At 60.0% G+C, this 23,982-nt stretch carries 23 protein-coding genes; 17 read left to right on the top strand and 6 right to left on the bottom strand.

Annotation, left to right across the window (positions count from 1 at the left end; genetic code table 11):
• Nucleotides 1-115 precede the first annotated feature (115 nt).
• The 14 genes from K3759_RS04965 (at nucleotide 116) to K3759_RS04900 (ending at nucleotide 13,857) form a co-directional block, all read left to right on the top strand.
• A complete protein-coding gene (locus tag K3759_RS04965; RefSeq protein ID WP_259984599.1) occupies nucleotides 116-1,759 on the top strand; it encodes a CTP synthase in 1,644 nt (547 codons plus the stop codon).
• Nucleotides 1,760-2,077: 318 nt separating this feature from the next.
• The gene (locus K3759_RS04960) at nucleotides 2,078-2,869 is read left to right on the top strand and encodes a 23S rRNA (adenine(2030)-N(6))-methyltransferase RlmJ (protein WP_259984598.1); all 792 of its coding nucleotides are present in this window, start codon (nucleotides 2,078-2,080) and stop codon (nucleotides 2,867-2,869) included.
• A gap of 3 nt (nucleotides 2,870-2,872) precedes the next feature.
• Complete coding sequence (locus tag K3759_RS04955) at nucleotides 2,873-3,166, top strand: DUF1330 domain-containing protein (protein WP_067627071.1); 294 nt, start codon at nucleotides 2,873-2,875, stop codon at nucleotides 3,164-3,166.
• An 85-nt stretch (nucleotides 3,167-3,251) separates the two neighbouring features.
• Nucleotides 3,252-3,689, top strand: coding sequence for a TerB family tellurite resistance protein (locus tag K3759_RS04950; protein WP_259984597.1), 438 nt, complete (start codon nucleotides 3,252-3,254; stop codon nucleotides 3,687-3,689).
• 63 nt (nucleotides 3,690-3,752) lie between these two features.
• On the top strand, nucleotides 3,753-4,193 hold the full coding sequence (locus tag K3759_RS04945; RefSeq protein ID WP_259984596.1) for a TerB family tellurite resistance protein: 441 nt from the start codon (nucleotides 3,753-3,755) through the stop codon (nucleotides 4,191-4,193).
• A 111-nt stretch (nucleotides 4,194-4,304) separates the two neighbouring features.
• Entirely contained in the window at nucleotides 4,305-5,081 is a 777-nt protein-coding gene (locus K3759_RS04940; RefSeq protein ID WP_259984595.1) for an ABC transporter ATP-binding protein, read from the top strand.
• A 25-nt stretch (nucleotides 5,082-5,106) separates the two neighbouring features.
• Nucleotides 5,107-5,844, top strand: coding sequence for a transporter substrate-binding domain-containing protein (locus K3759_RS04935; RefSeq protein WP_259984594.1), 738 nt, complete (start codon nucleotides 5,107-5,109; stop codon nucleotides 5,842-5,844).
• An 80-nt stretch (nucleotides 5,845-5,924) separates the two neighbouring features.
• Nucleotides 5,925-6,809 carry an ABC transporter permease gene (locus K3759_RS04930; RefSeq protein WP_093926754.1) on the top strand — a complete coding sequence of 295 codons (885 nt, stop codon included), beginning with the start codon at nucleotides 5,925-5,927 and terminating at the stop codon, nucleotides 6,807-6,809.
• Complete coding sequence (locus K3759_RS04925) at nucleotides 6,806-7,612, top strand: ABC transporter permease (protein ID WP_259984593.1); 807 nt, start codon at nucleotides 6,806-6,808, stop codon at nucleotides 7,610-7,612. The genes K3759_RS04930 and K3759_RS04925 overlap by 4 nt, the downstream gene beginning before the upstream one ends.
• A 100-nt stretch (nucleotides 7,613-7,712) precedes the next feature.
• Nucleotides 7,713-9,047, top strand: coding sequence for a glutamine synthetase family protein (locus tag K3759_RS04920; RefSeq protein ID WP_259984591.1), 1,335 nt, complete (start codon nucleotides 7,713-7,715; stop codon nucleotides 9,045-9,047).
• 10 nt (nucleotides 9,048-9,057) lie between these two features.
• Nucleotides 9,058-9,747, top strand: a complete 690-nt coding sequence (locus K3759_RS04915) for a type 1 glutamine amidotransferase (RefSeq protein ID WP_259984590.1) — start codon at nucleotides 9,058-9,060, stop codon at nucleotides 9,745-9,747.
• On the top strand, nucleotides 9,747-11,108 hold the full coding sequence (locus K3759_RS04910) for a glutamine synthetase family protein (RefSeq protein WP_259984589.1): 1,362 nt from the start codon (nucleotides 9,747-9,749) through the stop codon (nucleotides 11,106-11,108). The genes K3759_RS04915 and K3759_RS04910 overlap by 1 nt, the downstream gene beginning before the upstream one ends.
• Before the next feature lie 14 nt (nucleotides 11,109-11,122).
• Nucleotides 11,123-12,427, top strand: a complete 1,305-nt coding sequence (locus tag K3759_RS04905) for an FAD-binding oxidoreductase (protein WP_259984588.1) — start codon at nucleotides 11,123-11,125, stop codon at nucleotides 12,425-12,427.
• A gap of 251 nt (nucleotides 12,428-12,678) precedes the next feature.
• Nucleotides 12,679-13,857, top strand: a complete 1,179-nt coding sequence (locus tag K3759_RS04900) for a DegT/DnrJ/EryC1/StrS aminotransferase family protein (RefSeq protein ID WP_259984587.1) — start codon at nucleotides 12,679-12,681, stop codon at nucleotides 13,855-13,857.
• Between the two features lie 59 nt (nucleotides 13,858-13,916).
• Here K3759_RS04900 and phaR read toward each other — a convergent pair whose 3' ends face one another.
• The 3 genes from phaR to K3759_RS04885 form a co-directional block, all read right to left on the bottom strand.
• Complete coding sequence (gene phaR / locus K3759_RS04895; protein ID WP_259984585.1) at nucleotides 13,917-14,465, bottom strand: polyhydroxyalkanoate synthesis repressor PhaR; 549 nt, start codon at nucleotides 14,463-14,465, stop codon at nucleotides 13,917-13,919.
• A 143-nt stretch (nucleotides 14,466-14,608) separates the two neighbouring features.
• Nucleotides 14,609-15,052 (bottom strand): phasin family protein, encoded by a 444-nt coding sequence (locus K3759_RS04890; RefSeq protein WP_259984584.1) that lies wholly within the window; start codon nucleotides 15,050-15,052, stop codon nucleotides 14,609-14,611.
• Nucleotides 15,053-15,204: 152 nt separating this feature from the next.
• Nucleotides 15,205-17,010 (bottom strand): alpha/beta hydrolase, encoded by a 1,806-nt coding sequence (locus K3759_RS04885; RefSeq protein ID WP_259984583.1) that lies wholly within the window; start codon nucleotides 17,008-17,010, stop codon nucleotides 15,205-15,207.
• Nucleotides 17,011-17,060: 50 nt separating this feature from the next.
• Between K3759_RS04885 and phaZ the strand changes: the two genes are divergently transcribed.
• Nucleotides 17,061-18,347 (top strand): polyhydroxyalkanoate depolymerase, encoded by a 1,287-nt coding sequence (gene phaZ / locus K3759_RS04880; protein WP_259984582.1) that lies wholly within the window; start codon nucleotides 17,061-17,063, stop codon nucleotides 18,345-18,347.
• Nucleotides 18,348-18,356: 9 nt separating this feature from the next.
• Here the strand turns inward: phaZ and K3759_RS04875 are convergent, their stop codons facing one another.
• The 3 genes from K3759_RS04875 to K3759_RS04865 form a co-directional block, all read right to left on the bottom strand.
• A complete protein-coding gene (locus tag K3759_RS04875; protein WP_259984580.1) occupies nucleotides 18,357-19,067 on the bottom strand; it encodes an alpha/beta fold hydrolase in 711 nt (236 codons plus the stop codon).
• A 162-nt stretch (nucleotides 19,068-19,229) separates the two neighbouring features.
• Nucleotides 19,230-19,982, bottom strand: a complete 753-nt coding sequence (locus K3759_RS04870) for a carboxylesterase (RefSeq protein ID WP_259984579.1) — start codon at nucleotides 19,980-19,982, stop codon at nucleotides 19,230-19,232.
• A gap of 51 nt (nucleotides 19,983-20,033) precedes the next feature.
• On the bottom strand, nucleotides 20,034-21,320 hold the full coding sequence (locus K3759_RS04865) for an MFS transporter (RefSeq protein ID WP_259984578.1): 1,287 nt from the start codon (nucleotides 21,318-21,320) through the stop codon (nucleotides 20,034-20,036).
• A gap of 172 nt (nucleotides 21,321-21,492) precedes the next feature.
• Here K3759_RS04865 and thrS point away from each other — a divergent pair, with 172 nt between their 5' ends.
• Together thrS and K3759_RS04855 are read left to right on the top strand one after the other, a co-directional pair.
• Nucleotides 21,493-23,439, top strand: coding sequence for a threonine--tRNA ligase (thrS, locus tag K3759_RS04860; protein ID WP_259984577.1), 1,947 nt, complete (start codon nucleotides 21,493-21,495; stop codon nucleotides 23,437-23,439).
• Between the two features lie 225 nt (nucleotides 23,440-23,664).
• Nucleotides 23,665-23,967, top strand: a complete 303-nt coding sequence (locus K3759_RS04855; RefSeq protein ID WP_259984576.1) for a DUF2282 domain-containing protein — start codon at nucleotides 23,665-23,667, stop codon at nucleotides 23,965-23,967.
• Nucleotides 23,968-23,982: the final 15 nt, after the last annotated feature.

Raw genomic sequence — 23,982 nt, 5'->3', positions numbered from 1 at the left:
CCTCACACGCACGAATCCTGTAAGGCTTAAATCCCGTGGTGTTGCGGTTTTCCGCAACGCGTTTGGCTGGTTTTTGCCTGCAACAAACTTTGAATTCACGGGGGTCTCCGATCACATGGCACGCTATATCTTCATCACAGGCGGTGTGGTCTCGTCGCTGGGCAAGGGTCTGGCCTCGGCGGCCTTGGGCGCCTTGCTTCAGGCACGCGGTTTTTCAGTTCGTCTGCGCAAGCTAGACCCATATCTGAACGTCGATCCCGGCACGATGTCGCCTTTCGAGCATGGCGAAGTTTTCGTCACCGACGATGGCGCAGAGACCGATCTCGACCTTGGTCACTACGAGCGTTTTACCGGCGTGGCTGCGCGCAAGACCGACAGCATCAGCTCTGGTCGGGTCTACTCTAACGTGTTGGAGAAAGAGCGTCGCGGCGATTACTTGGGCAAGACCATTCAGGTGATCCCCCATGTAACCAACGAGATCAAAGACTTCCTCGACATCGGCGGTGATGAAGTCGACTTCATGCTGTGTGAAATCGGCGGCACCGTGGGCGATATCGAAGGCCTGCCCTTCTTTGAGGCAATCCGTCAGTTCAGCCAAGACAAGCCGCGCGGGCAGTGTATCTTCATGCATCTGACGCTGTTGCCCTTTGTTAAGGCCAGCGGTGAGTTGAAGACCAAGCCGACACAGCACTCGGTCAAAGAACTGCGCTCCATCGGTATCGCGCCTGACATTCTGGTCTGCCGTTCCGAGGGTCCGATCCCCGCCAAAGAGCGTGAAAAGCTGGCCCTGTTCTGCAACGTACGTCCGGACTCAGTCATTGCCGCGCAAGACCTCAAGTCGATCTACGAAGCGCCCTTGGCCTACCACCGCGAGGGGCTGGACCAAGCGGTACTGGATGCCTTCCAGATCACTCCTGCGCCCAAGCCAAACCTGCGCCGTTGGGAAGATGTCGCGGACCGTATTTATAACCCCGAGGGCGAAGTCAAAGTCGCCATCGTCGGCAAATACACTCAGCTTGAAGATGCCTATAAATCCATCGCCGAGGCGCTGACCCATGGGGGCATGGCCAACCGTGTGAAGGTCAAAGTCGAATGGGTCGATGCCGAGATTTTCGACAGCGAAGACCCCGGCCCGCACCTCGAAGGGTTCCACGCGATCCTCGTCCCCGGGGGCTTTGGCGAGCGTGGCACCGAAGGCAAGATCAAGGCCGCGCAATATGCGCGTGAACATAAGGTGCCCTATCTGGGCATCTGCCTTGGCATGCAGATGGCGGTGATCGAAGCAGCGCGCAATGTAGCCGGGCTGAAGACAGCTGGCTCCGAAGAGTTCGACCATGAGGCGGGCAAGAAACGGTTCGAGCCGGTTGTGTACCACCTCAAGGAATGGGTGCAGGGCAACCACAAAGTCGCGCGTAAAGTGGACGACGACAAAGGCGGCACCATGCGTTTGGGGGCCTATGACGCGACGCTGGTCGAAGGGTCGCGCGTGGCCGAAGCCTATGGCACCACCACGATTGATGAGCGTCACCGCCACCGCTATGAGGTTGATATCGCCTATAAGGACCAGCTTGAGAAGGCCGGGTTGAAGTTCTCGGGCATGTCGCCCGACGGCAAGCTGCCCGAGATCGTCGAGTGGTCGGATCACCCGTGGTTTATTGGGGTGCAGTTTCACCCTGAGCTGAAGTCCAAGCCCTTTGAGCCGCATCCTTTGTTCAAGGATTTTGTGCGCGCGGCGAAGGATGTGTCGCGGTTGGTATAAGTTTTAAGGCCCGTGCGTTAAACGCCTGGCCTTATCTCTTTCTAGCACCCACCATCAGGCTCGGAATCAAGCCGCAGGCGCCGGGCCATCGCCTGCCCGCCCGCCACGCCGTAGGCGTGCCATCATTCATTCGGCGCACCTGCGGTGCGTTGGGTAGGCGATTTCGCGACGGGCGCATACTTTTGCGAGAACACATCACGGTAGCACCATAAAGTGGCATGGATCGCGGTTTGGGTCGCCCACCCGCGGACAGGCGCTGGCCCTTAGCTCCCACTCTTTCGCGTTGCACCCGCCAACCACTCCGCTACACCTTGAGCCATGCTCAGCTATCAACACATCTACCACGCCGGAAACCTTGCAGACGTACAGAAACACGCGCTGCTGGCGTGGATGCTGTCGTACCTCACCCGCAAGGACAAACCGCTCACCTATCTGGAAACCCATGCCGGACGGGCGCTCTATGACCTGTCTGATGCGGCAGCGGAAAAGACCGGCGAGGCGCGGCAAGGCATCGACAAGGTCGCCAAATGGTTCGCCCCCGATCACCCCTACAGACAGGTTCTGGAAGACCTGCGCGAGACCCACGGCCCCCGCGCCTACCCCGGCTCACCGCTGCTGGCCGCCAAGCTGCTGCGCCCCGATGACCGCATCCATCTGGCCGAGTTGCACCCCCAAGAACACAGCGCGCTTGATCTGGCGATGTCGCCCTACCCGGCCAAATGTCACCTCAGCGACGGGTTCGAGATGGCCTTTGCCCTGACCCCGCCAACTCCGCGCCGGGGCATGCTGCTGATCGATCCCAGCTATGAGATCAAAACCGATTACGAGACGATCCCGCGCCAGATCGCCAAGCTACATCGCGCGTGGAACGTCGGGATCATCGCCCTGTGGTATCCGATCCTGACCAGTCGCGCGCATGTACCGATGCTCGACACACTCACCGCTAACCATCCCGATGCGCTGCGCCACGAGGTGCGCTTTCCGCCCGCGCGGCCCGGTCATGGCATGGTTGGCTCGGGCATGTTCGTGATCAATCCCCCCTACGGGATGGAAACTGAGGCGCAGAACCTCACCGCCCGTTTCGCCACTTTGACCCAACAGGAGAGATAACAGATGCCAAAGGGCTATTGGATCGCCACCATGGATATCCACGACACTGCGATTTATGACAAATACCGCGCCGCCAATGCCAAACCATTCGCAGATTACGGCGCACGGTTCCTTGTGCGTGGCGGCACCCAACAGGTCCGCGAAGGTCAAATGCGTGCCCGCACAGTGGTCTTGGAATTCGACAGCTACGCCGATGCGGTCGCCTGCTATGAAAGCCCCGGCTACCAGCGCGCGAAAGACATCCGCCTAAATGTCGCGGATGGGTCTTTAGTGATCGTTGAGGGCTATGACAGCTAGCCCTCTGGCTGTTTCTAGGAACCACTGCCTTCCATGCGCAGTTTCCCTTTTGGCAAATCCGTTTCCACCTGAATAAGTGAGCCCCATGCTGAACCGACTGTTCCCCCGCCGCAAGGCACAGCCGAAACCTTTACCGCAGCCCAATGCCCAATTGGCTTTGGGCGCGCTTTTGGTGCGTGTGGCCTTCGCTGATCGCAACTACCGCGCCTCTGAGATCGGCCAGATTGACCGGATTTTGGCACGGACCTTCGGGCTCAAACCCATCGAGGCGGCGAAACTGCGCGCCACTTGCGAAGCACTGGAGCGCGACGCCCCCGGCACGCCGGAGTTCACCCGCATTCTGCGCGAAGAGGTCGACTATGCCGACCGCAAAGCTTTGGGGGAGGCGATGTGGCAAGTGGCTCTCTCGGACGGGGCGCGCAACGATGACGAGGAAATTCAGCTTGTCGCCATTGAAACCGCGCTTGGCCTCTCGGATGAGGACATGGCCGCGGCCCGCGCCAACGCTTTGAATACGCTTTGACAATCTCTTTCACCCCGGGCCGAGGCGGAGCAGCCTTCCCCGCAGCAGGATGATAACGCACTTATGTTTGGTGACTTTCTCAAACGGCTGACCCAGCCCGAGCCCGACCCATTGGCCGACAATGACGCCCGCCTCGCGCTGACCGCGCTTTTGGTACGGATCGCCCGGTCCGACAATGACTATGCGATGAGCGAGCGGCGCTTGATCGACCGGATCGCGGCTGAGCGCTATGGCCTCAATGAGGCCGATGCCACCGCCCTGCGCAATGAGGCCGAAGAGCTTGAGGCCCAAGCCCCCGACACCGTGCGCTTTACCCGCGCGATCAAGGATGCCGTTCCCTATGAACGTCGTTTGGAGGTCATCGAAGCGCTTTGGCAGGTGGTTTTGGCCGACGGCAGCCGCTCGGACGAAGAAGACGCGCTGCTGCGGCTGGTGTCGAACCTTCTGGGTGTGACCGACACCGACAGCGCCATGGCCCGCCAGCGCGTCGCTAAGGAAAGTTGACCTAGCGTAATCATCGGCGCAGCGAGGCGACAGAGGCGAAAGTCTGCGTTGCAATCTGTGTCGATTCGTCGCTTTATAGCGCACTGAAATGACAGATTGGCGACAGTTTCCGTGACGACAGATACCCCGGTTATCCAGATCAAGAACCTTCACAAAGCCTATGGCGCGCTGGAGGTTCTCAAAGGGGTCGACCTGACGGCCCCCCGTGGCCATGTTATCTCGCTGATCGGATCCTCGGGCTCTGGTAAATCGACCTTGTTGCGCTGCTGTAATCTGCTGGAAGACAGCCAGCAGGGCGAAGTCATCTTCAAAGGTGAGCCGGTCCGCTGGAAAGGCGATGGCCACCATCGCTGCCCGGCAGATGCCAAACAGGTGCTGCGCATCCGCACGAATCTGTCGATGGTGTTCCAACAGTTTAACCTCTGGGCACATATGTCGATCCTGCAAAACGTGATGGAAGCGCCGCTGACCGTCTTGGGCCGCGACCGCGCCGAGGTCGAGCGCGCCGCACGCGGCTATCTCGAAAAAGTTGGTATCGGCGATAAATGCGACGCCTACCCCGCCCAACTGTCCGGCGGCCAGCAACAGCGCGCGGCCATCGCTCGCGCGCTCTGCATGGAGCCCGAGGCGCTGCTGTTTGATGAGCCGACAAGCGCGCTTGATCCCGAGCTTGAACAGGAAGTTGTCAAAGTTATCAAAGACCTCGCCACAGAGGGGCGCACGATGGTGATCGTGACCCATGACATGAAACTGGCCGCTGACGTCAGCGACCATGTCGTGTTCCTGCACCAAGGTCTGATCGAAGAACAAGGGACGCCCGAGGAGCTTTTCGGCGCGCCCAAATCGGAACGTCTGCGTGGGTTCCTATCGGCAACCCAGCCTGCGTAAATAAAAAACCAAAGGGAGACACCTAATGAAAAAAATCCTACTTGCGACAGCCGCACTAAGCCTCACCGCCGGCATGGCCTTTGCCGAAGCCCATGGCAAAACCATCCGCATGGGCACCGAGGGCGCCTACCCTCCCTATAACTTCATCAACGACGCTGGCGAAGTTGACGGGTTCGAGCGCGAGTTGGGCGACGAGCTGTGCAAACGCGCCGAACTGACCTGCGAATGGGTCAAGAACGACTGGGACAGCATCATCCCCAACCTCGTGTCGAGCAACTATGACACCATCATGGCGGGCATGAGCATCACCGACGAGCGCAAAGAAGTCATCGCCTTCACGCAGAACTACTACCCGCCCACCGCCTCGGCCTATGTCGCGGCTTCTGAGGACGCGAACCTCGAAGGCGGCGTTGTTGCCGGCCAGACCGCGACCATCCAGGCGGGCTATGTCGCCGAAAGCGGTGCCACGCTGATCGAATTCGCGACACCCGAAGAGACCGTTGCCGCCGTGCGTAATGGCGAAGCGGATGCGGTCTTCGCCGACAAAGATTACCTCGTGCCAATCGTCGAGGAATCCGGCGGCGAACTGATGTTCGTGGGCGAAGATGTGCCGCTCGGCGGTGGCATCGGCATGGGTCTGCGCCAGTCCGACACTGAACTGCGCGACACATTCGACGCTGTCATTACCGAGATGAAGGAAGACGGCTCGCTGAACGAGATGCTCAAGAAGTGGTTCGGCGAAGACACCACCACCTACGAGTGATCCAACCTCAGGCGCGCCCCTCGCGGCGCGCCTGACCTTCCCTGCGCGGCACCCTCGCGCGGATCAGCCCATGGGGGCCCATGTTTTCTTTCTGCACTGACCCATCGATCCTGGACGACTGGTTCTGGACCGCCTGTTATCTGACAACCGGCGTCCATATGTCGTTCTACATGTCCTTCCTCAAGGTCTTGATGCTGCTTGCCGTGACCGCGCCCGTGGCGCTGGCCTTCGGCTTTGGCGGAGCCATGATGGCGCGCGCGCGGTTTGCGCCGCTCAGTTGGGTCGGCAAGGGCTATATCGCGCTGGTGCGCGGCGTGCCCGATATCGCCTTCTTTCTGTTTTTCGTCATCGCCCTGGATCAGGGCATTGAGTATCTGCGCCATAAGGTACTCTGTTCCGACTGGGACATGCCGGTTCGCCAAGGCAATGACTTCGTGGTCTGCCAAGCGGCCAAAATGCCCCTCGGCAATGCCGCGCAATGGGTACATGAGACCTATGGCTTCAGCCTCGCGGTCTTTACCTTTGCCATTGTTTTCGGGGCTTTCGCGGCCAATGTGCTTTTTGGTGCCATGCGCGCCGTGCCCCGCGCCCAGCTAGAGACAGCAGAGGCCTATGGCATGAGCCACCGCCAGACCTTCTGGCGCGTGCTGGTGCCGCAGATGTGGGTCTATGCCCTGCCCGGCCTTAGCAACCTTTGGATGGTGCTGATCAAGGCCACGCCGTTGCTGTTCCTCTTGGGTGTCGAAGATATCGTCTACTGGGCACGAGAACTGGGCGGCACAAAAACCCCGCGCTTCACCGATTACCCGCACCCCGACTGGCGCATGTGGTATTTCCTCGCGCTTCTGGTGTTTTACCTGCTCTTCACCCGCATCTCCGAAATCGCCTTGGACCGACTGATGAAACGACTGACACGCGGCCAAGCCACCACCGGCGGCGAAGCACAGCGGAGGGCCGGCGCATGAGCTGTCTACAGACCATCCAAGACTATGGCCTACGCTCGCTCGGCATCGGCGAACGGCTGCTTCCGCGCGAGAACTTCACGCTCTGCGAACAGTTCACGCTGATCGGCTCGGGCATGCTCTGGAACATCTACTTTGGCGTTATCGCCCTGCTGACCGGCTTCTTCTTTGCCACAGCGCTTGGCGTCGGCAAGGCCAGTCCGAACCCGTGGTTTCGCAAACCGGCGGAGTGGTTCATCTTCATCTTCCGGGGCTCGCCGCTCTTTATCCAGTTCTTCTTTGGCTACTTCCTGTTTCTGTCGCTGAAGTCCGAATACGCTTTCTTTGCCCCCTTCACCGCGGCATGGCTCGGGGCGCTGATCGTGCTCTTTCTCAACACTGCCGCCTATTCGGGCGAAATTTTTTACGGCGCGCTGCAATCCATCCCCAAGGGCGATGTAGAGGCCGCGGATGCCTATGGTCTGTCCGGTTGGTCGCGCTTTCGCCGAGTGATCTGGCCCACCTCGCTGCGGCTCGCTTGGCCCGCCTATACGAACGAGGCGATTTTTCTGTTTCACGCCACGACACTGGTGTTTTTCAGTGGTTTCCCGGCATGGCAGCAGCGTGGTGACGCGCTCTATTACGCCAGCTATTTTGCCGACAAAACCTTCAACCCCTTCGTCCCCTATCCCATTCTTGCCGGTTATTTCATCCTGCTGACGCTTTGCATCATTGGCGTCTTCGGTTTGATCAATTCCCGCCTCAACCGGCACCTCCCACAGGCCCAACGCCGTAAAATTCGCTTGCGTCCTAATTTGATCCGGTAGTATCCATTATTTGATCAAATTACGCGGCGCGTGGGCGCCGACCGCTTTTGCCCTCGGGCAAACCGCTCTGTGACATGCCCACCGCCCTTGCAGGTGACGTATGAACAACTGGCTTCGTAAAAACCCCCAAGTCCGCACCATCCGTGTGGCCGCCGCTGACCTGAATGGCCAAGCACGCGGCAAGCGAATCCCGTCGCGGTTTGCGGATAAAGTAACCACCGAAGGCACGCGTTTTCCGGTCTCGGTGCTGAACCTCGACATCTGGGGCGAGGATATCGACGACAGCCCGCTGGTGTTTGAAAGCGGCGATGCGGATGGCGTGCTGAAACCGACCGAGCGGGGCTTCATGCCAATGCCATGGCTCGACGCGCCCTCGGCCCTGCTGCCGATCTGGATGTTCCGCGAAGATGGCCGCCCCTACCCCGGCGATCCGCGCCACGCGCTGCGTGCCGTGCTCGACCGCTACAAAGCGCGCGGCCTCACGCCGGTCTGCGCGGTGGAGTTAGAATTCTTCCTGATCGACGACTCGGGCCGCAACCTTCAGGTGCCGATCTCGCCCCGCTCTGGCAAGCGGCGCAAAGCGGCTGAAACCATGTCGATCCGCGCACTCGACCAGTTCGATCTGTTCTTCACCGATCTTTATGACGCCTGCGAAGAGATGGACATCCCCGCCGACACCGCCATTTCCGAGGCGGGTCTGGGCCAGTTCGAGATCAACCTTATGCATTGCGACGACGCCCTGCGCGCCGCTGACGATGCGTGGTTGTTCAAGATGCTGGTCAAAGGGCTGGCCCGGCGGCACGGCTTTGCCGCGAGCTTCATGGCGAAACCCTATGAGGATTACTCAGGCTCCGGTCTGCACACGCATTTCTCGGTGCTGGATGAGAACGGCGATAACATCTTCGACGATGGCGGGCCAAAGGGGACCGACACGCTGCGCCACGCCGTGGCGGGCTGCCTGAACGCGATGCAGGGCTCGGCGCTGGTCTTCTGCCCCCATGCCAACAGCTTTGACCGGATGGTGCCTGAATCTCACGCGCCCACCGGGGTCTGCTGGGCCTATGAGAATCGCACCGCAGCGATCCGCATCCCCTCAGGCAGCCACAAGGCGCGGCGGATCGAACACCGCGTGTCGGGGGGCGATGTGAACCCTTATCTGATGCTGGCGGCCGTCTTGGGCGCGGCGCTTAACGGGATCGAAGACGCGGCAGAACCACCGGCCCCGATCACCGGCAACGCCTATGCCGCCGATCTGCCGCGCATGCCCAGCGATTGGAAAACCGCGATCGACCTGTTTGAGGGCTGCCCCCATGTCGCGCGTATTTTTGCCCCCGAAATGATCCGCAACTTCGTGCTGACGAAACGTCAAGAATTGCATTACATGCAGGAATTGACCCCAGAGGAACAGGTCGAGATCTACCTCGACACTGTGTAACAGGTGACACATGAAAATCGGCATTCTGCAAACCGGCCATTCCCCCGAGGACTTCCGCAAAGAGCTTGGGGACTATGGCGAAATGTTCACCAAGCTGCTGGACGGTCACGACTTTGATTTTCAGATTTGGTATGTGGTCGATGGCATCCTACCCGAAGGGGTGAGCGAGGCCGATGGCTGGCTCATCACCGGCTCTAAACACGGCGCCTATGAGGATCACGACTGGATCCCCCCGCTGGAGGATTTCATCCGCGAGACCTATGCCGATGGCCGCCCGATGATTGGCGTTTGCTTTGGCCATCAGATCATTGCCCAAGCGCTTGGCGGCAAGGTTGAAAAGTTCACCGGCGGCTGGTCGATTGGCCGCACAGAATACGACATGGGTGGCGAGAAACTGGCGTTGAACGCATGGCATCAGGATCAGGTCGTGGAACTGCCCGAAGGCGCCAAGGTCGTTGCCTCATCTGACTTCTGCCCCTATGCCGCGCTGGCCTATGACAACCGCATCTGGACGGTACAGCCGCATCCTGAGTTCGGGCATGACTTCATTGACGGTCTGATCAAAACCCGCGGCAAGGGCGTGGTGCCAGACCTCCAGCTTGAACAGGCGACCGCTGCCTTGGGCGGCCCCATTGATAACCATAAAATCGCGGACCAAATGGCCGCATTCTTTAAAGACAACAGGAAAGAGAGGGCCTGATGGCCGACGATTGGACAGAGGTATTACCCGAAGCGGCACGCGCCTATCTTGAGGGGCGCCGTCTGGACGAAGTGGAGTGTATTATCCCCGACCTGCCCGGCATTGCCCGGGGCAAGGCTGTCCCGGCGTCGAAATTCGCCCGGCAAGACTACTTCCACCTGCCTGACAGCATCTTTTACCAGACCATCACCGGCGAATGGGGCGAAGCGGCGGGCGAAGATGGGTTTATCGAGAAGGACATGATCCTGCGCCCGGATATGGCCACGGCCACCGCAGCCCCCTGGACAGGGGATTGGACGCTTCAGGTGATCCACGACGCTTTCGACCGCAACAATGAGCCGGTGCCCTATTCCCCGCGCAACGTCTTGAAACGCGTGGTGCAACTCTACCGCGACAAGGGCTGGGAGCCTGTGGTGGCCCCTGAGATGGAATTCTTCCTTGTGGCGCGCAACATCGACCCGGCCAAGGAAATTCAGCCGATGATGGGCCGCTCGGGCCGCCCCGCAGCGGCGCGGCAGGCCTATTCGATGACCGCGGTGGATGAATTCGGCCCGGTGATCGACGACATCTATGACTTTGCCGAGGCGCAGGGTTTTGAAATCGACGGCATCACCCAAGAAGGCGGTGCAGGCCAGCTTGAGATCAACTTGCAACACGGCGATCCGGTGCGTCTGGCGGATGAGGTCTTTTACTTCAAGAGGCTGATCCGCGAAGCGGCCATGCGCCATGAGTGCTACGCCACTTTCATGGCCAAGCCGATTGCGGATGAGCCGGGCAGCGCCATGCATATCCACCATTCGGTGCTCGACGTGAACACCGGCGAGAACATCTTTGCCAATGCCGACGGGGAAGAGACTGAACCCTTCAAGCATTTCATCGCCGGTCTGCAAAACCACATGCCAAGCGCCTTGGCGGTGATCGCGCCTTACGTGAACTCCTACCGCCGCTATGTGAAAGACCACGCAGCCCCCATCAACCTCGAATGGGGCCGCGACAACCGGACCACCGGCATTCGCGTGCCGCTCTCGGGGCCGAAATCACGCCGGGTGGAAAATCGTCTCGCCGGGATGGACTGCAACCCCTACTTGGGCATCGCCGCCAGCCTCGCTTGCGGATATCTGGGCCTGACCCAACAAAAAGACCCGCTGCCCGAGTTCAAGGGTGACGCATATGTCGGCGAAGGAGACATTCCGCAGGTCTTGGGCGAAGCGCTTGATTTGTTTGAAGAAGCCACGGAGTTGCACGAGGTCTTGGGCCCCGACTTCGCCCGCGTCTACTCCATCGTGAAACGTGCCGAATACGAAGAGTTCCTTCAGGTCATCTCGCCTTGGGAACGTGAACATCTACTGATGAACGTCTGAAGCCCGGAGGACCGATGAACCTGCTTTACGCCAATGACACGCCCGGCCAGTACCCCACAAGCTGGTATGCCGCCACCGCCACGAAGCATACGGCCTACCCACCGCTTCAGGGTGATACCAAAGCCGATGTCTGTGTCGTTGGCGGGGGCTATACCGGCCTATCAGCTGCGCTGCATTTGGCCGAGGCGGGCTATGATGTGGTGCTGTTGGACGCGCAGCGCGTGGGCTTTGGCGCGTCGGGCCGCAACGGCGGGCAGTTGGGGTCCGGTCAGCGGGTTGAGCAGGACAGTCTGGAAAAGATGCTGGGCCAAGACCATGCCAGCAAGCTTTGGGATATGGGGCAAGAAGCCAAGGCGCTGGTCAAATCGTTGATCGAGAAGCATGAGATCGACTGCCATCTGAAACCCGGTGTGGCATGGACCGGATCGACCGTCTCTGACGTGCGGCATCTGCACGACTATGCGGAACATCTGCAAAAGCACTACGGTTATGATGAGATTGAGGTGTTGGACCACACCGCGCTGCAATCGGTCTGCCCCTCGCCCGACTACAAGGGCGGCGTGCTCGACATGGGTGCGGCGCATCTACATCCGCTGAACTATGCGCTTGGCCTGGCCCGTGCCGCAGCCGCCGCAGGGGTGCGCATCCATGAGACAAGCCCCGCCGAGAATATCGTCGAAGGCAGTAATGCAATTGTGCAGACCGCCACCGGCAGCGTCACCGCCGACCATGTTGTGCTGGCCTGCAACGGCTATCTCGGAAAGTTGAACGGCGAAGTTGCCGCGCGGGTCATGCCGATCAACAACTTCATTGCCGCAACAGAACCCTTGGGAGACCGGGTGAAAGACGTGCTGCCGCGTGATGTTGCCGTCGCCGACAGCCGTTTCGTGGTGAACTACTTCCGCCTGTCGCACGACGGGCGGCTGCTTTTTGGGGGCGGCGAAAGCTATGGCTACCGCTTTCCGCAGGACATCGCCGCCAGGGTGCGCAAACCAATGTCGCAGGTCTTTCCGCAATTGAAGGACGTGAAGATTGACTATGCTTGGGGCGGCACCTTGGGCATCACCATGAAACGCCTGCCCTATGTCGCGCGGCTTGCGCCCAATATCCTCTCGGCCTCTGGCTACTCAGGCCATGGGGTCGGCACGGCGACCCATGCGGGCTATCTGATGGCCAAGGCCATCGAAGGCGATGCCGAAGGGTTCGACACGATGGCTGCGATCCCGACGCAGGCTTTCCCCGGCGGCGCTTCGATGCGCAGCCCGCTTTTGGTGCTTGCCATGCTTTGGTACGCAACGCGGGACCGGCTCGGGCTCTGACCTCGTGAGAGGGGGAAATTTTGGGTTCTGCCATTTGGGCAGGTCGGCGAGAAGTGGGGGGCGCTGCCCCCATCGCGCCGGAGGCGCGATTCCCCCGCGGGTATTTTTAAAAGGATGAAGGGGAAGAGGTGGGGTGTGAAACGCAACGGGGCCTTTAGGGGCAGGCGTGATTGACAGGAACCCCTTCGGGCCTTGGCCTACGCGGCACATTGTTTTACAATTTCAGAAATCATTATTCAGGATTTTGAAATATGGCACTGCCTGACATGCACCGCGCCGAACCGATCCCCGCCGAAGCCGAGGCCGCCCTAGCGGCGCTTTTGCAAAGTGGCGATCTCTTTCGCTATACGGCGGCGAAAGACGCGCCTGTTTCCTTGCTGGAAGTGGAATTCGCGCAGATGATGGGCAGCAAATATGCGCTTGCCGTCTCTTCCTGTTCTGCCGCGCTGTTTTTGTCATTGCTCGCCTTGGACCTGCCGAAAGATGCGCGCGTGTTGATCCCCGGTTTCACCTTTGCTGCCGTTCCCTCTGCCGTGATCCATGCAGGGTACAAGCCCGTGCTTTGTGAGGTGGGGGAGAACTACCGTGTCGATCTTGAAGATTTCGCAGCAAAACTGCCCGGTGTTGAGGCCGTGATCATCAGCCATATGCGCGGGCATACCTCGGATATGGATACGATCATGGCGCTCTGCGATGCGGCGAATGTCCCGGTGATCGAAGACGCTGCCCATTCGCTTGGCACGCTATGGCAGGGTCAGAAGATCGGGACAATTGGCAAGATCGGCTGCTTCTCTTTCCAGTCCTACAAAATGATTAATGCGGGCGAAGGGGGTATCCTGATCACCGGTGACGCTGATTTGGTGGCCCGCGCTATCATCATGTCGGGCGCTTATGAGCACAACTGGAAGAAACATTCCGCGCTGCAGGAGAGCTTTGCCAAGTGGCAAAACCGGCTGCCGCTTTACAATCTGCGCATGTCGAACCTTTCGGCTGCGATCATCCGCCCGCAGCTGCCGCATCTGCCGCGGCGGGTGGCGGATGGGTTGCGCAATCACGATCACATGGCCGCGCGGCTTGCGGCGTCGCCTCTGATAGATGTGCCCAGCCCCCTGCCCGGCGAAACCCGCGCGCCGGATTCGATCCAATTTAATGTGGTCGGTCTGCCCGACGCAACGATCCGTGCCTTTGCTGCCGCAGCAGAAAATGCCGGTGTCAAAGTTCAGGTCTTCGGCCAAAGCACCGACAACGCTCGCGCCTTCTGGAACTGGCAATTTATCGAAGACCTGCCCGAACTTCCGCGCACCCGTGCGATGTTGATGCGGGCCTGTGACGTACGCCTCCCGGTCCAGCTGACCCTTTCGCAAATCGACGCTGTGGCGGATGTGATCTTGGGCGCTTTGGCCGAGGTTGCGGATGCGCAGGCCGCCTAGGCTTTCAACGAAAAGAGGGAGCACATGGCTCCCTCACATCACGCGCAGTGACGCCTCGGTCAGCTCATTTTCGAGAGCTTAGCCTGCAACTCCGCCAGTTGCTTTTTGATCGCGTCCAGATCGTCGCCCTGCTCGGGCTTCTTACCAGAAGGCTCAGGCCCGGTGGATTTGGCCCAGCCGCCGGTCATTGCCTTCATAAAGGCCTCTTGCTGCGCCTGCATCGCTTCGAGCCCTGGCATCTTGGCCATCGGGTTCAGCGCGCTCATGTTTTCGACCACTTTACTCTGCCCATCGCGCAGCATGTCGAAAGAAGCCTGCAAGAACTGCGGCACGACCGAAACATTGCCGGACATATAGCTGCGCACCAGATCGGTCAGCACGTCAACTGGCAACACCGCCTCGCCCCGGCTCTCGTGTTCGGCGATGATTTGCAACAAATATTGCCGTGTCAGGTCATCGCCGGACTTCAAATCGACGATCTGCACCTCCCGGCCATCGCGGATGAAGCCGGCGATATCCTCTAGCGTGACATAATCGCTGGTTTCGGTGTTGTACAATCTACGGCTGGCATAGCGTTTTATCAGCAAGGGCTTCGGTTTTTCCGCCATGATATTACTCCCGACCAGTGGTGCTGCATCGCAGCTTAGGACAGCATTCACCAAATAGAAAGAGCGCATGACAAAAGGGCAGGCCCGAATGGACCTGCCCCTTTTTTAGGCATCATACCGTGAAGGTAAAACCGGCGGACGGTTTACTTCGAGGTGGCTTTCTTGGCAGCAGCCTGAGCGTTCTCGGCTGTTTTGGTTGCTGCAGCTGTTGCTTCGTTCTGCAGGTCTTTGCCAGCAGCCATCATCAGCTCAACAGTTTCCATCTGAACCTTTTTGGCTACTTCAGCGAAGGCGGCCATATGCTCGGCTGCGGCTTCGGCAGAAGCGGAAGCGAAATCGGTCATCGCTTTGGCATAGTCTGTAGGCTCGGCCTTGACTTTGGTCATCTCGGTCAAGCGGGCCAGTGTTTCCTTGGTCCAAGCCGAGGAGATGTCGGCGGACTTCTCTGCTGCGTCGAAGGCAACGCCGGACAGCTTCTCATTCAGAGTTGCTGTGTTTTTGAAGGCGTCTTGCATGGCGGCGTTATCAACAGGGAAAGCGCCCAGCACGTCTTTGAACATTGCGGTCATGTCAGGTGTCTTGGTCATGTCTCAATCCTTTTAATGCTACAGTGGCAGGGGAGCGGGAAGGACCCGTCCGTTTCGCGTCTGACCACAATATAGATGCCGCAGCGCAGCATTTCAAGGTTTTTTTCTGCATCGCAGCATGAAGCGATCCATGTTTGGTTTACGCAACGTAATCAGTCGCTTGCTTTGCGTGCCACATAGGTTCCGGGTGCCTCTGCCAAAATTTCTCGACCATCGTCGCCGGGGAAACGCGCAGGAATCATCTTACCCGCCCGTTTGACAAGCCACTTACCCCAACGCGGCCACCAAGAGCCTTCGTGAAATTTCGCCGCCTCGCGCCAAGCCGCGTAGTCCTGCCCCAGATCGCCGTTCACATAGTGGCCGTATTTGTTGCGGCTGGGCGGGTTAACGATCCCAGCGATATGGCCCGATTGCGCCATGATGAAGGTCTTATCAGTCGACCCCATTTGCTGCACGCCGCGGTAGCAGTCCTTCCAAGGCGCGATGTGATCGGTCTCACAAGCCACCGCGCAAAGCGGCACGTCAACGTCTTCCAGCGTCAGCCTCTCACCTAGCAGCTTGTAACCACCTTCGACCAATTCGTTCCGCTGGCATAGCCCGCGCAGATATTGCATTGCCATCTGCCCCGGCAAGTTGGCGCCGTCCCCGTTCCAATATAGCAGATCAAAGGCCGGGGGAGTTTCTCCCATCATGTAACTGCGCACGGCGGGGCCGTAGACCAGATCGTTGGACCGCAGGAAGGAAAAAGTCCGCGCCATGACGACCGAGGGCAGAATGCCTTTATCCGCCGTCTCGGCCTCGATCCCATCGATAAAGTCGTCGGTGAGGAAAGGCAGAAATTCCCCTTGATCAGAAAAATCAGTGAGCGCGGTAAAGAAGGTGGCAGACTTGATAGAGTTGTCGCCGCGCTTTTTCAGTAGCGACAAGGTGAGCGCCAAGGTGGTGCCCGCGATACAATAGCCCACCACGTTGATGCGCTTTTCTTCCGTGATCGCCTTTACTTCTTCAATCGCGGCGAGGTAGCCCTCTTCGACGTAATCCTCCATGCCGATCTGTGCATAGCTAGCGTCGGGGTTCACCCAAGACACGACGAAGAGCGTATGGCCCTGATCCACCAGCCATTTCACGAGGCTGTTCTGCGCTTTGAGGTCGAGAATGTAGAATTTGTTAATCCAAGGCGGGAAGATCAGCAGCGGGGTCTTATGCACCTCCTCGGTGCTGGGCGTGTATTGGATCAGCTCAAACATGCGGTTGCGAAAGACTACTTTGCCGGGCGTGGTGGCGATGTTACGGCCCAGCTCGAATGCGCTGTCGTCAGCCAGTTTCACGACCAATTCGCCGTTGTTCGCTTCCAGGTCAGCGATCAGGTTCTCAAGCCCTTTCACTAGGCTTTCGCCTTCTGTCTCAACTGCACGCTCCAGCACGTCTGGGTTGGTAGCCAGAAAGTTGGTCGGCGACATCATCGCGATGATCTGTTGGCTGAAATAAACCAACCGCTTCTTTTCCGCAGGATCCATGTCCTGCGCATCTTCGACAGCCTGGCGAAGTGCTTCGGCGTTAATCAGATACTGCTGCTTGATGAAGTTAAAATAGGGGTGGGTCTGCCACAGGGGGTTGGCAAAACGCTTGTCGCTGGGCGCGTCATCCTCCACCGGGGCCGCGCCGCCAGCGGCGAGCGCTTGCTGCGCTTCGACAAAATGGGTGACCGACTTGGTCCAATAGCCCATCTGATGCTCCATCAACCGTGCGGGGTTGGTCATCGCTTCGGCCCAATAAGACTGCGCAGCCTTGGCGAAAAGCTGTTGGTTCGGAGCGTCCAAAGCCGGTTGATGCCCCTCGCGGGAGGCCATCACACGGGTCAGCCGTTCGGCTAATGCCTCAACTTTCTTGAGGTTTTGTGCCATCCGCGACAGCGCCGCAGGTGCCGTTGGGTCCGAATTGGTGGATTCTGATTGCATCTTAACCCTTACCTCCTATCTTCGCAGGTGCAGCATAAAGGAGCCCCCACATGCGCTATATGGCCACCTACGACATGATGGAGTCCATTCGGAACACCAATCAATGGCTCGGCGCTTCTGCGCTTGCTATGGCATCCTACCCCGCTTTCTCTTTGTTTCCAAACCCCGCGATGGAATGGTTGGCGGCATGGGGCGAAGTGACGGAGCGTAGTTTTGCCCGCATGGTCGTCAAACCCGATTGGGACATCCCCCCAGTTGTCGGCCCCAAGGGGCAAGACTGTCTCGTCAGCATCGAGCCGGTGATGGAGCGCCCCTTTGGCGATCTGTTGAAATTTACCGTTCAAGGCCGCGCAGAGACGGGCCGCAAGGTTCTGCTGGTTGCGCCGATGTCCGGTCATTATGCCACCTTGCTCCGGTCCACTGTGATCTCCCTGCTGCCTGATTGCGACGTCTATGTGACAGACTGGCACAACGCGCGTGATATTCCAGTTAGTGCAGGCAAGTTCGACATCGAGGATTATACGCTCTACCTCGTTGATTTCATGCATCACCTTGGCCCAGACACCCATGTCATCGCGGTCTGCCAACCGGCCCCGCTGACGCTGGCCGCCACCGCCTATCTGGCCGAGGAAGCACCCGAGGCGCAGCCGCGCACGCTGACGCTGATCGGCGGGCCGATCGATCCCGATGCCGCGCCCACCGATGTAACCGACTTCGGCCACAGTGTGACCATGGGCCAGCTTGAGCAGATGATGATCCAGCAGGTTGGCTTTAAATACGCAGGCGTGGGCCGCAAGGTGTATCCGGGCCTGCTGCAACTGGCGTCTTTCATCTCGATGAACAATGACACCCACCGCGATGCTTTCACCAATCAGATCACCCGCGTCGCGCAAAAAGCGGCACATGAGCATGACAAGCACAACAAGTTCTACGACGAATACCTCGCCGTGATGGACATGCCGGCAGAGTTCTATCTGTCGACCGTGCAGCGCGTGTTTAAAGAGCGCGAGATCGCCCGCAATGTCTTTACCGTGGCGGGCCGACAGGTCGATATCGGTAAGATCACCACGGTGGCGGTCAAGACGGTTGAGGGCAGCAAGGATGACATCTCGGCCCCCGGCCAATGCATCGCGGCGCTTGATCTGCTGACCGGGCTGCCGGATTCCAAAAAGGCGAGTCATCTTGAGGACGGCGCGGGCCACTACGGGATTTTCGCGGGCAAAAGCTGGCGCAACAATATCCGGCCCTTGGTGCTCGACTTCATCGATGCCAACAACGGCAAGCCCGAGCCTAAAACACCCGAGCAGAAGACCCCCGCAAAAACGGCAGCCGCGTAACCTGCGGCCCTATTGCAGTACCAGAGGCTGATGCATCCAGTCGCGCAGCGCGGCGGTGGTGGCCTCTGGTGCTTCTAGGCTGGGCCAATGGCCTGCATCCTCCAGCACCGTAAGCTTGGCATAGGGGATCATCTCGGCCATGAAGGCGTGGCGTTTGACGGGGCAAAGCGTGTCGTGTTCGCCACAAAGCACCAGTGCAGGCACCTTGCATTTGCGCAGCACCGCCTCTTGGTCGCGCCGCCGTTGCAAGGCGCGGGATTGGCGGACAAAGACATCGCCGCCCAGGGTCTCGGCCATTTCCATCGCGCGGGTCAGCACTTCTCCACGCCCTACGCCGGGGGCCAGAAAGCCTGAGGCCATCCGCGCCTGCATCGCTTCCCGCAGCTTGCCCGACTGCGCCATAATGATCTGCGGCTCGCGGTCTGCTGCGATGGCCGGCAATTCGGCCAGCACTTGCGTGGCCAGCAATGCGATTCGACTGATGCGATCCGGTGCGCGGCGCAAAAGTTCGAGGGCCACGACCCCGCCCATGCCCTGCCCCACCAGCGCAAAACGCGGCGGCAGTTGATCCAAAAGGCCCGAGGCGATTTCCTCAATCCGTTCCCCTTGGGTGATCGGTGCCAGCACCACGGTACTGCGCGGTGACAGCGCCTCGATCTGGGGTGCAAAGACGCGGGCGTCACACATCATGCCAGGCAGCAGAACGAGCGGCTCAGCCATGGGCCACGCTCCAGCGCGAAATGCAGTTGAAATGACGTGGTTTCATGCCGTCCCCCTTGGGTTTGTCTGCCTCTTAGCATGGGTGTTTTGAGGTGGCATCGGGGCGCGGCGCGCGTCGGCGGTTCCATGCCCGCAAGCGGTGCCGCGCCTTCCTTTCGTAGGTCAGCCCGCTGCGTCGAAAACCTCGTTAATCGCATCCACAACCATCGCCAAACAGCGCGCGTCCGAAAAGCGGTGGTCTGCGTCCTTCACCAGCGTCAGTTGCATATCGGGGCTTTGCGCATGCTCCAACAGCCGTACGGCGGTGTTTGTGCTTACGGCGGTATCTGCAGTGCCTTGCAACAGGCGTACCGGAAACGGCAAGTCGAGCGGCGCGCGCAACACCAGCCGCTTGCGCCCGTCCTCGATCATGCGGCGAGTGATGACATAGGGCTCCACATAGTCCGACGGCAATTCGACCTGCCCGACCTCTTCCAGCATCTGTTTCTGCGCGTCGGTGAAGTTCGCCCAATAGCCATCTTCGGTGAAGTCAGGTGCCGCAGCGATGCCGACCAGTCCCGCGATCCGCTCCGGCAGATGCCGCGCCAAAAGCAGCGCTTGCCAGCCGCCCATGGAGGAGCCCACGACGATCAGTGGCCCCTCAGTCAGTGCGCCCACCGCGGCCAGCGTATCTTCGTGCCAATCGCCAATGCAGCCTTCGGTGAAGCTGCCTGAAGATTCCCCATGACCCGAATAGTCGAACCGCAGAAAGGCCCGCCCCTTGGCCCGCGCCCAGTCCTCAAGATAGACCGCTTTGGTCCCCATCATGTCGGACTTCAGACCGCCGAGGAAAACAACGCAAGGCCCCGCCCCGTCGGTCTTGTGATACGCGATGCGCCGCCCCTCTGGGGTGTCGATGAATTTGCTGTCTGACATGCTGCCTCCGTCTTTGACCCAATCATGGGCATCGGCGCGGTTGAGGGCAAGTCACCCGTCGGCCAGATGCTCGACCTCCGGCAGCCAGTGGGCCAGAACGGCGGCGGCGACAGCCATCACGGCGAACAGCATCAGCGTCGCCTGCGGCCCGATCAGCGCCGCCCCACCGCCCAGCACCCCTGCCAGCAACAAGAGCACGCCAATCACCGTATTGCTGACGGCAGCATAGGCGGCGCGGTGATCTTTCGGAGCCATATCAACCAAATAGGTTGAGCGCCCCTGCCGCACACCGTGGTAAGCGACCATTAGGATAAAGAGCACAGAAGGCATCGCCCAGACCTGCTCTGCCATACCGAGGAACCACAACATCACCGCCAGCGCCATCGCCACCGCGCCGACGACACCCGTCAACATCAGCACCCGGCGGCTCGACATATCCGACAGCCGCCCCCAGACGTAGGAACTCACCAGCGAGGCCAGCGCCGAGGCGAGCACCAAAGCGCCCAGTTGCCCCAGCTGTCCCGCCTCGGAAGACCCGGCCAGCACCACCAGATAGGGCGGCGCAAGAGCGGTAGAGACCAAAAGCCCGCGCACCAGAATGAACAGCCACAGGTCGCGATTGTCGCGCAGCAGCTTGAAATCGACGCCATCGGCCTCTTCGGTCTCACTTGGCGTTTCTTCAATTGTCGAAAACAACAGCGCTGCCGCGACCCAAAGCCCTGCCGCCAGCGCAATCGCCGCCACAACGACTCCCCGGCTTTGAAACAACCCCGACATTAGCAACCCGGCAAAGATCACCACCCCGACCGAGGACACAGACCCCGCTAAGCCGGTTACCGATCCGCGCCGGGTTTTGCCCACGGTCTTGCCTAAAATCTCTTTGAACGACACCGAACAGGCCGCGCGACAAACGGCGAGCATTGCGAGGGCGGCGCAGATGGCATAGCCCGCCGTGGCCCCCTCAAGGCTGAGCGCGGCGAGGGCAATCAGCGCCGCCGCCACCCCCTGCCCGACCGATCCCAAGACCCACGCCCATTTGCGCTGTGCCGTACGTTGCACCACGCCCGCCAGCGCGATCTGCGGCAAAAGCGACCCGGCCTCTCGGATCGGCACCAAGGCGCCTGCAAAAACCGCGGGCGCGCCAAGGGCGCTCAGCAACCATGCCAGCACCAGTTTGGGGTCAATCAAACCGTCGGCCACTTTCGTCATCGACAGCGACACGATATGGCGCAGGCCGTTGCGCGCCTCGGCCTGCTGCGCCTTGTCGTCCAACCCCGGCGCAGGGTCATCCGCCCCCGAAATCGTCTCGAAAGCGCGCTGCACGGTGTCGTCTTGCATCTAGCCCATCCTCGTTGTTGCCCGCCTGACATAGCGCGCCGCCCGCGCGGCGCCACTTCCACACACAAGCTCTGCTTGCATTGACAAGGCGCCCCCGCCCCGCCACATAGGCGCAACACATAACCCGCAACCGGGCGTCTCGTAGGCGCCAAACCGACGAGGAGCGCCCAAGATGGCCCAAATCTCCCTCACCCTTCCCGATGGCAATAGCCGCCAATATAACGCCGGTATCACCGCTGGCGAAGTGGCTGCCGACATCTCAAGATCGCTGGGCAAAAAGGCCATCAGCGCCACCGTCAACGGCGCACATTTCGATCTGGCTTGGCCGATTGAAGCAGATGCCGACATCGCGATCCACACCATGGCTGACGAAGTGCAGGCCAATGAACTGGTGCGCCACGACCTCGCGCACATCATGGCCCGCGCCGTGCAAGAAATTTGGCCCGACACCAAGGTCACCATCGGCCCGGTGATCAAGGACGGCTGGTATTACGATTTTGACCGTAAAGAGCCCTTCACCCCCGAAGACCTTGGCGCGATCGAAAAGAAGATGAAAGAGATCATCAACAAACGCGACCCCGTCCGCACCGAGGTCTGGGACCGCGCGCGCGCGATCAAGCATTACGAAGACTTGAACGAGCCCTATAAGGTCGAGTTGATCAACGCGATCCCCGGCGACGAGCCGCTGCGGATGTATTGGCATGGCGATTGGCAAGACCTTTGCCGTGGCCCACACCTGCAGCACACCGGCCAAGTGCCGGGCGATGCGTTCAAACTGATGTCCATCGCAGGTGCCTATTGGCGCGGCGACTCGAGCCGCGCCATGCTGCAACGGATCTACGGCGTGGCCTTCACCGGCAAGGAAAAGCTGCGCGCGCATCTCAACATGCTCGAAGAAGCGGCCAAACGCGACCACCGCAAATTGGGCCGCGAGATGGACCTCTTCCACATGCAAGAAGAGGCCCCCGGCCAGATCTTCTGGCACCCTAACGGCTGGTCGATCTACACCCAGTTGCAAGACTACATGCGCCGCCAGCAGCGCAAGGGCGGCTATGTTGAGGTGAATACCCCGCAGGTCGTGGACCGTAAACTGTGGGAAGCCTCTGGCCACTGGGAAAAGTATCAAGACCACATGTTCATCGTCGAAGTGGACGAAGAACATGCCCGTGAAAAAGCGGTCAACGCGCTCAAGCCGATGAACTGCCCCTGCCACGTGCAGATTTTCAATCAGGGTCTGAAGTCCTACCGTGACCTGCCGCTGCGCATGGCTGAGTTTGGTTCCTGCAACCGTTATGAGCCTTCGGGTGCGCTGCATGGCATCATGCGGGTGCGTGGTTTCACCCAAGATGACGGCCATATCTTCTGCGCCGAAGACCAGATTGAAGCCGAAACCGCCAAGTTCATCGCGTTCCTGAGCGAGATTTACCGCGACCTCGGCTTTGAAAACTTTAAAGTGAAATTCTCCGACCGCCCAGAAAAACGCTCCGGGTCCAATGAGGTGTGGGACAAGGCCGAAGCCGCCCTGCTGTCGGCCACCCGCGCCGCAGGGATTGAGCCTGAGTTGAACCCCGGCGAAGGTGCATTCTATGGCCCCAAGCTCGAATTCGTCCTAACCGACGCCATTGGCCGCGACTGGCAGTGTGGCACCCATCAGGTGGACTTCGTCCTGCCCGAACGGCTGGACGCGACCTATATCGGCGCGGATGGCGGCAAGCACCGCCCCGTGATGCTGCACCGTGCGACCCTCGGTTCTTTCGAGCGTTTCATTGGCATCCTGATCGAAGAGCACGCGGGCAAGCTGCCCTTCTGGCTCGCCCCGCGTCAGGTCGTCGTGGCCTCCATCACGTCTGAGGCGGATAACTATGTGGGCGAGGTCGTCGAGACCCTCAAGGCCGCTGGCGTGCGTGCCGAGGCTGACATGCGCAACGAGAAGATCAACTACAAGGTCCGCGAGCATTCGGTCGGCAAAGTGCCAGTGATCCTCGCCGTCGGTGCCCGTGAGGTCGAAGAGCGTACCGTCTCTGTCCGCCGTCTGGGTCAGAAGCAGACTTCGGTGCAGCCGCTCGACACGCTCACCGCTGAATTGGCGCAGGATGCCACCCCGCCCGATCTGCGCTGACCACGTGTAACAAAACTGCGCTTCGGCGGCGTTGGGCATCACCTGCCCCTCGCTCGCCGGAGCGTTTTTGTAACAATTGACCCCCTCCTGCGCGGGAAGGTTGCAATTTTCTCTGTTTTCTCGGGTTATTTCTGACGGGACTGTGACACACTGCCTCGTGACTGGCTTGTGATGAAACAGACTGGTCTAGTAAGCCTATCCAAACCATCAGGAAGGAAGACAACAATGTCCAATACACTCAAGACCGCCGCCATCGCCGGGGCCGTCGCTGCCGCACTCAGCAGCCACGCCACCACCGTTCAGGCCGCCACGCAAGAGAAATGCTTTGGCGTTTCGCTGGCCGGCGAAAACGATTGCGCCGCGGGTCCCGGCACCACCTGCGCAGGCACCTCGGTCAAGGATTACCAAGGCAATGCATGGACCCTCGTTGACGAAGGCACCTGCACCGAAATGGAACTGCCCGCCATGGCAGACGGGACCGAGCGTAACGGCTCATTGGAAGCGCTCGACCGCGACCTGCCCGCTTAATCTATAGCGTTCCGG

It is taken from the genome of Sulfitobacter sp. W027, from assembly GCF_025143985.1.
In the GTDB taxonomy this organism is placed as follows: domain Bacteria; phylum Pseudomonadota; class Alphaproteobacteria; order Rhodobacterales; family Rhodobacteraceae; genus Sulfitobacter.
The sequence above is the reverse complement of the archived record's forward strand: the minus strand, read 5'-3'. Positions and strand labels throughout refer to the sequence as shown.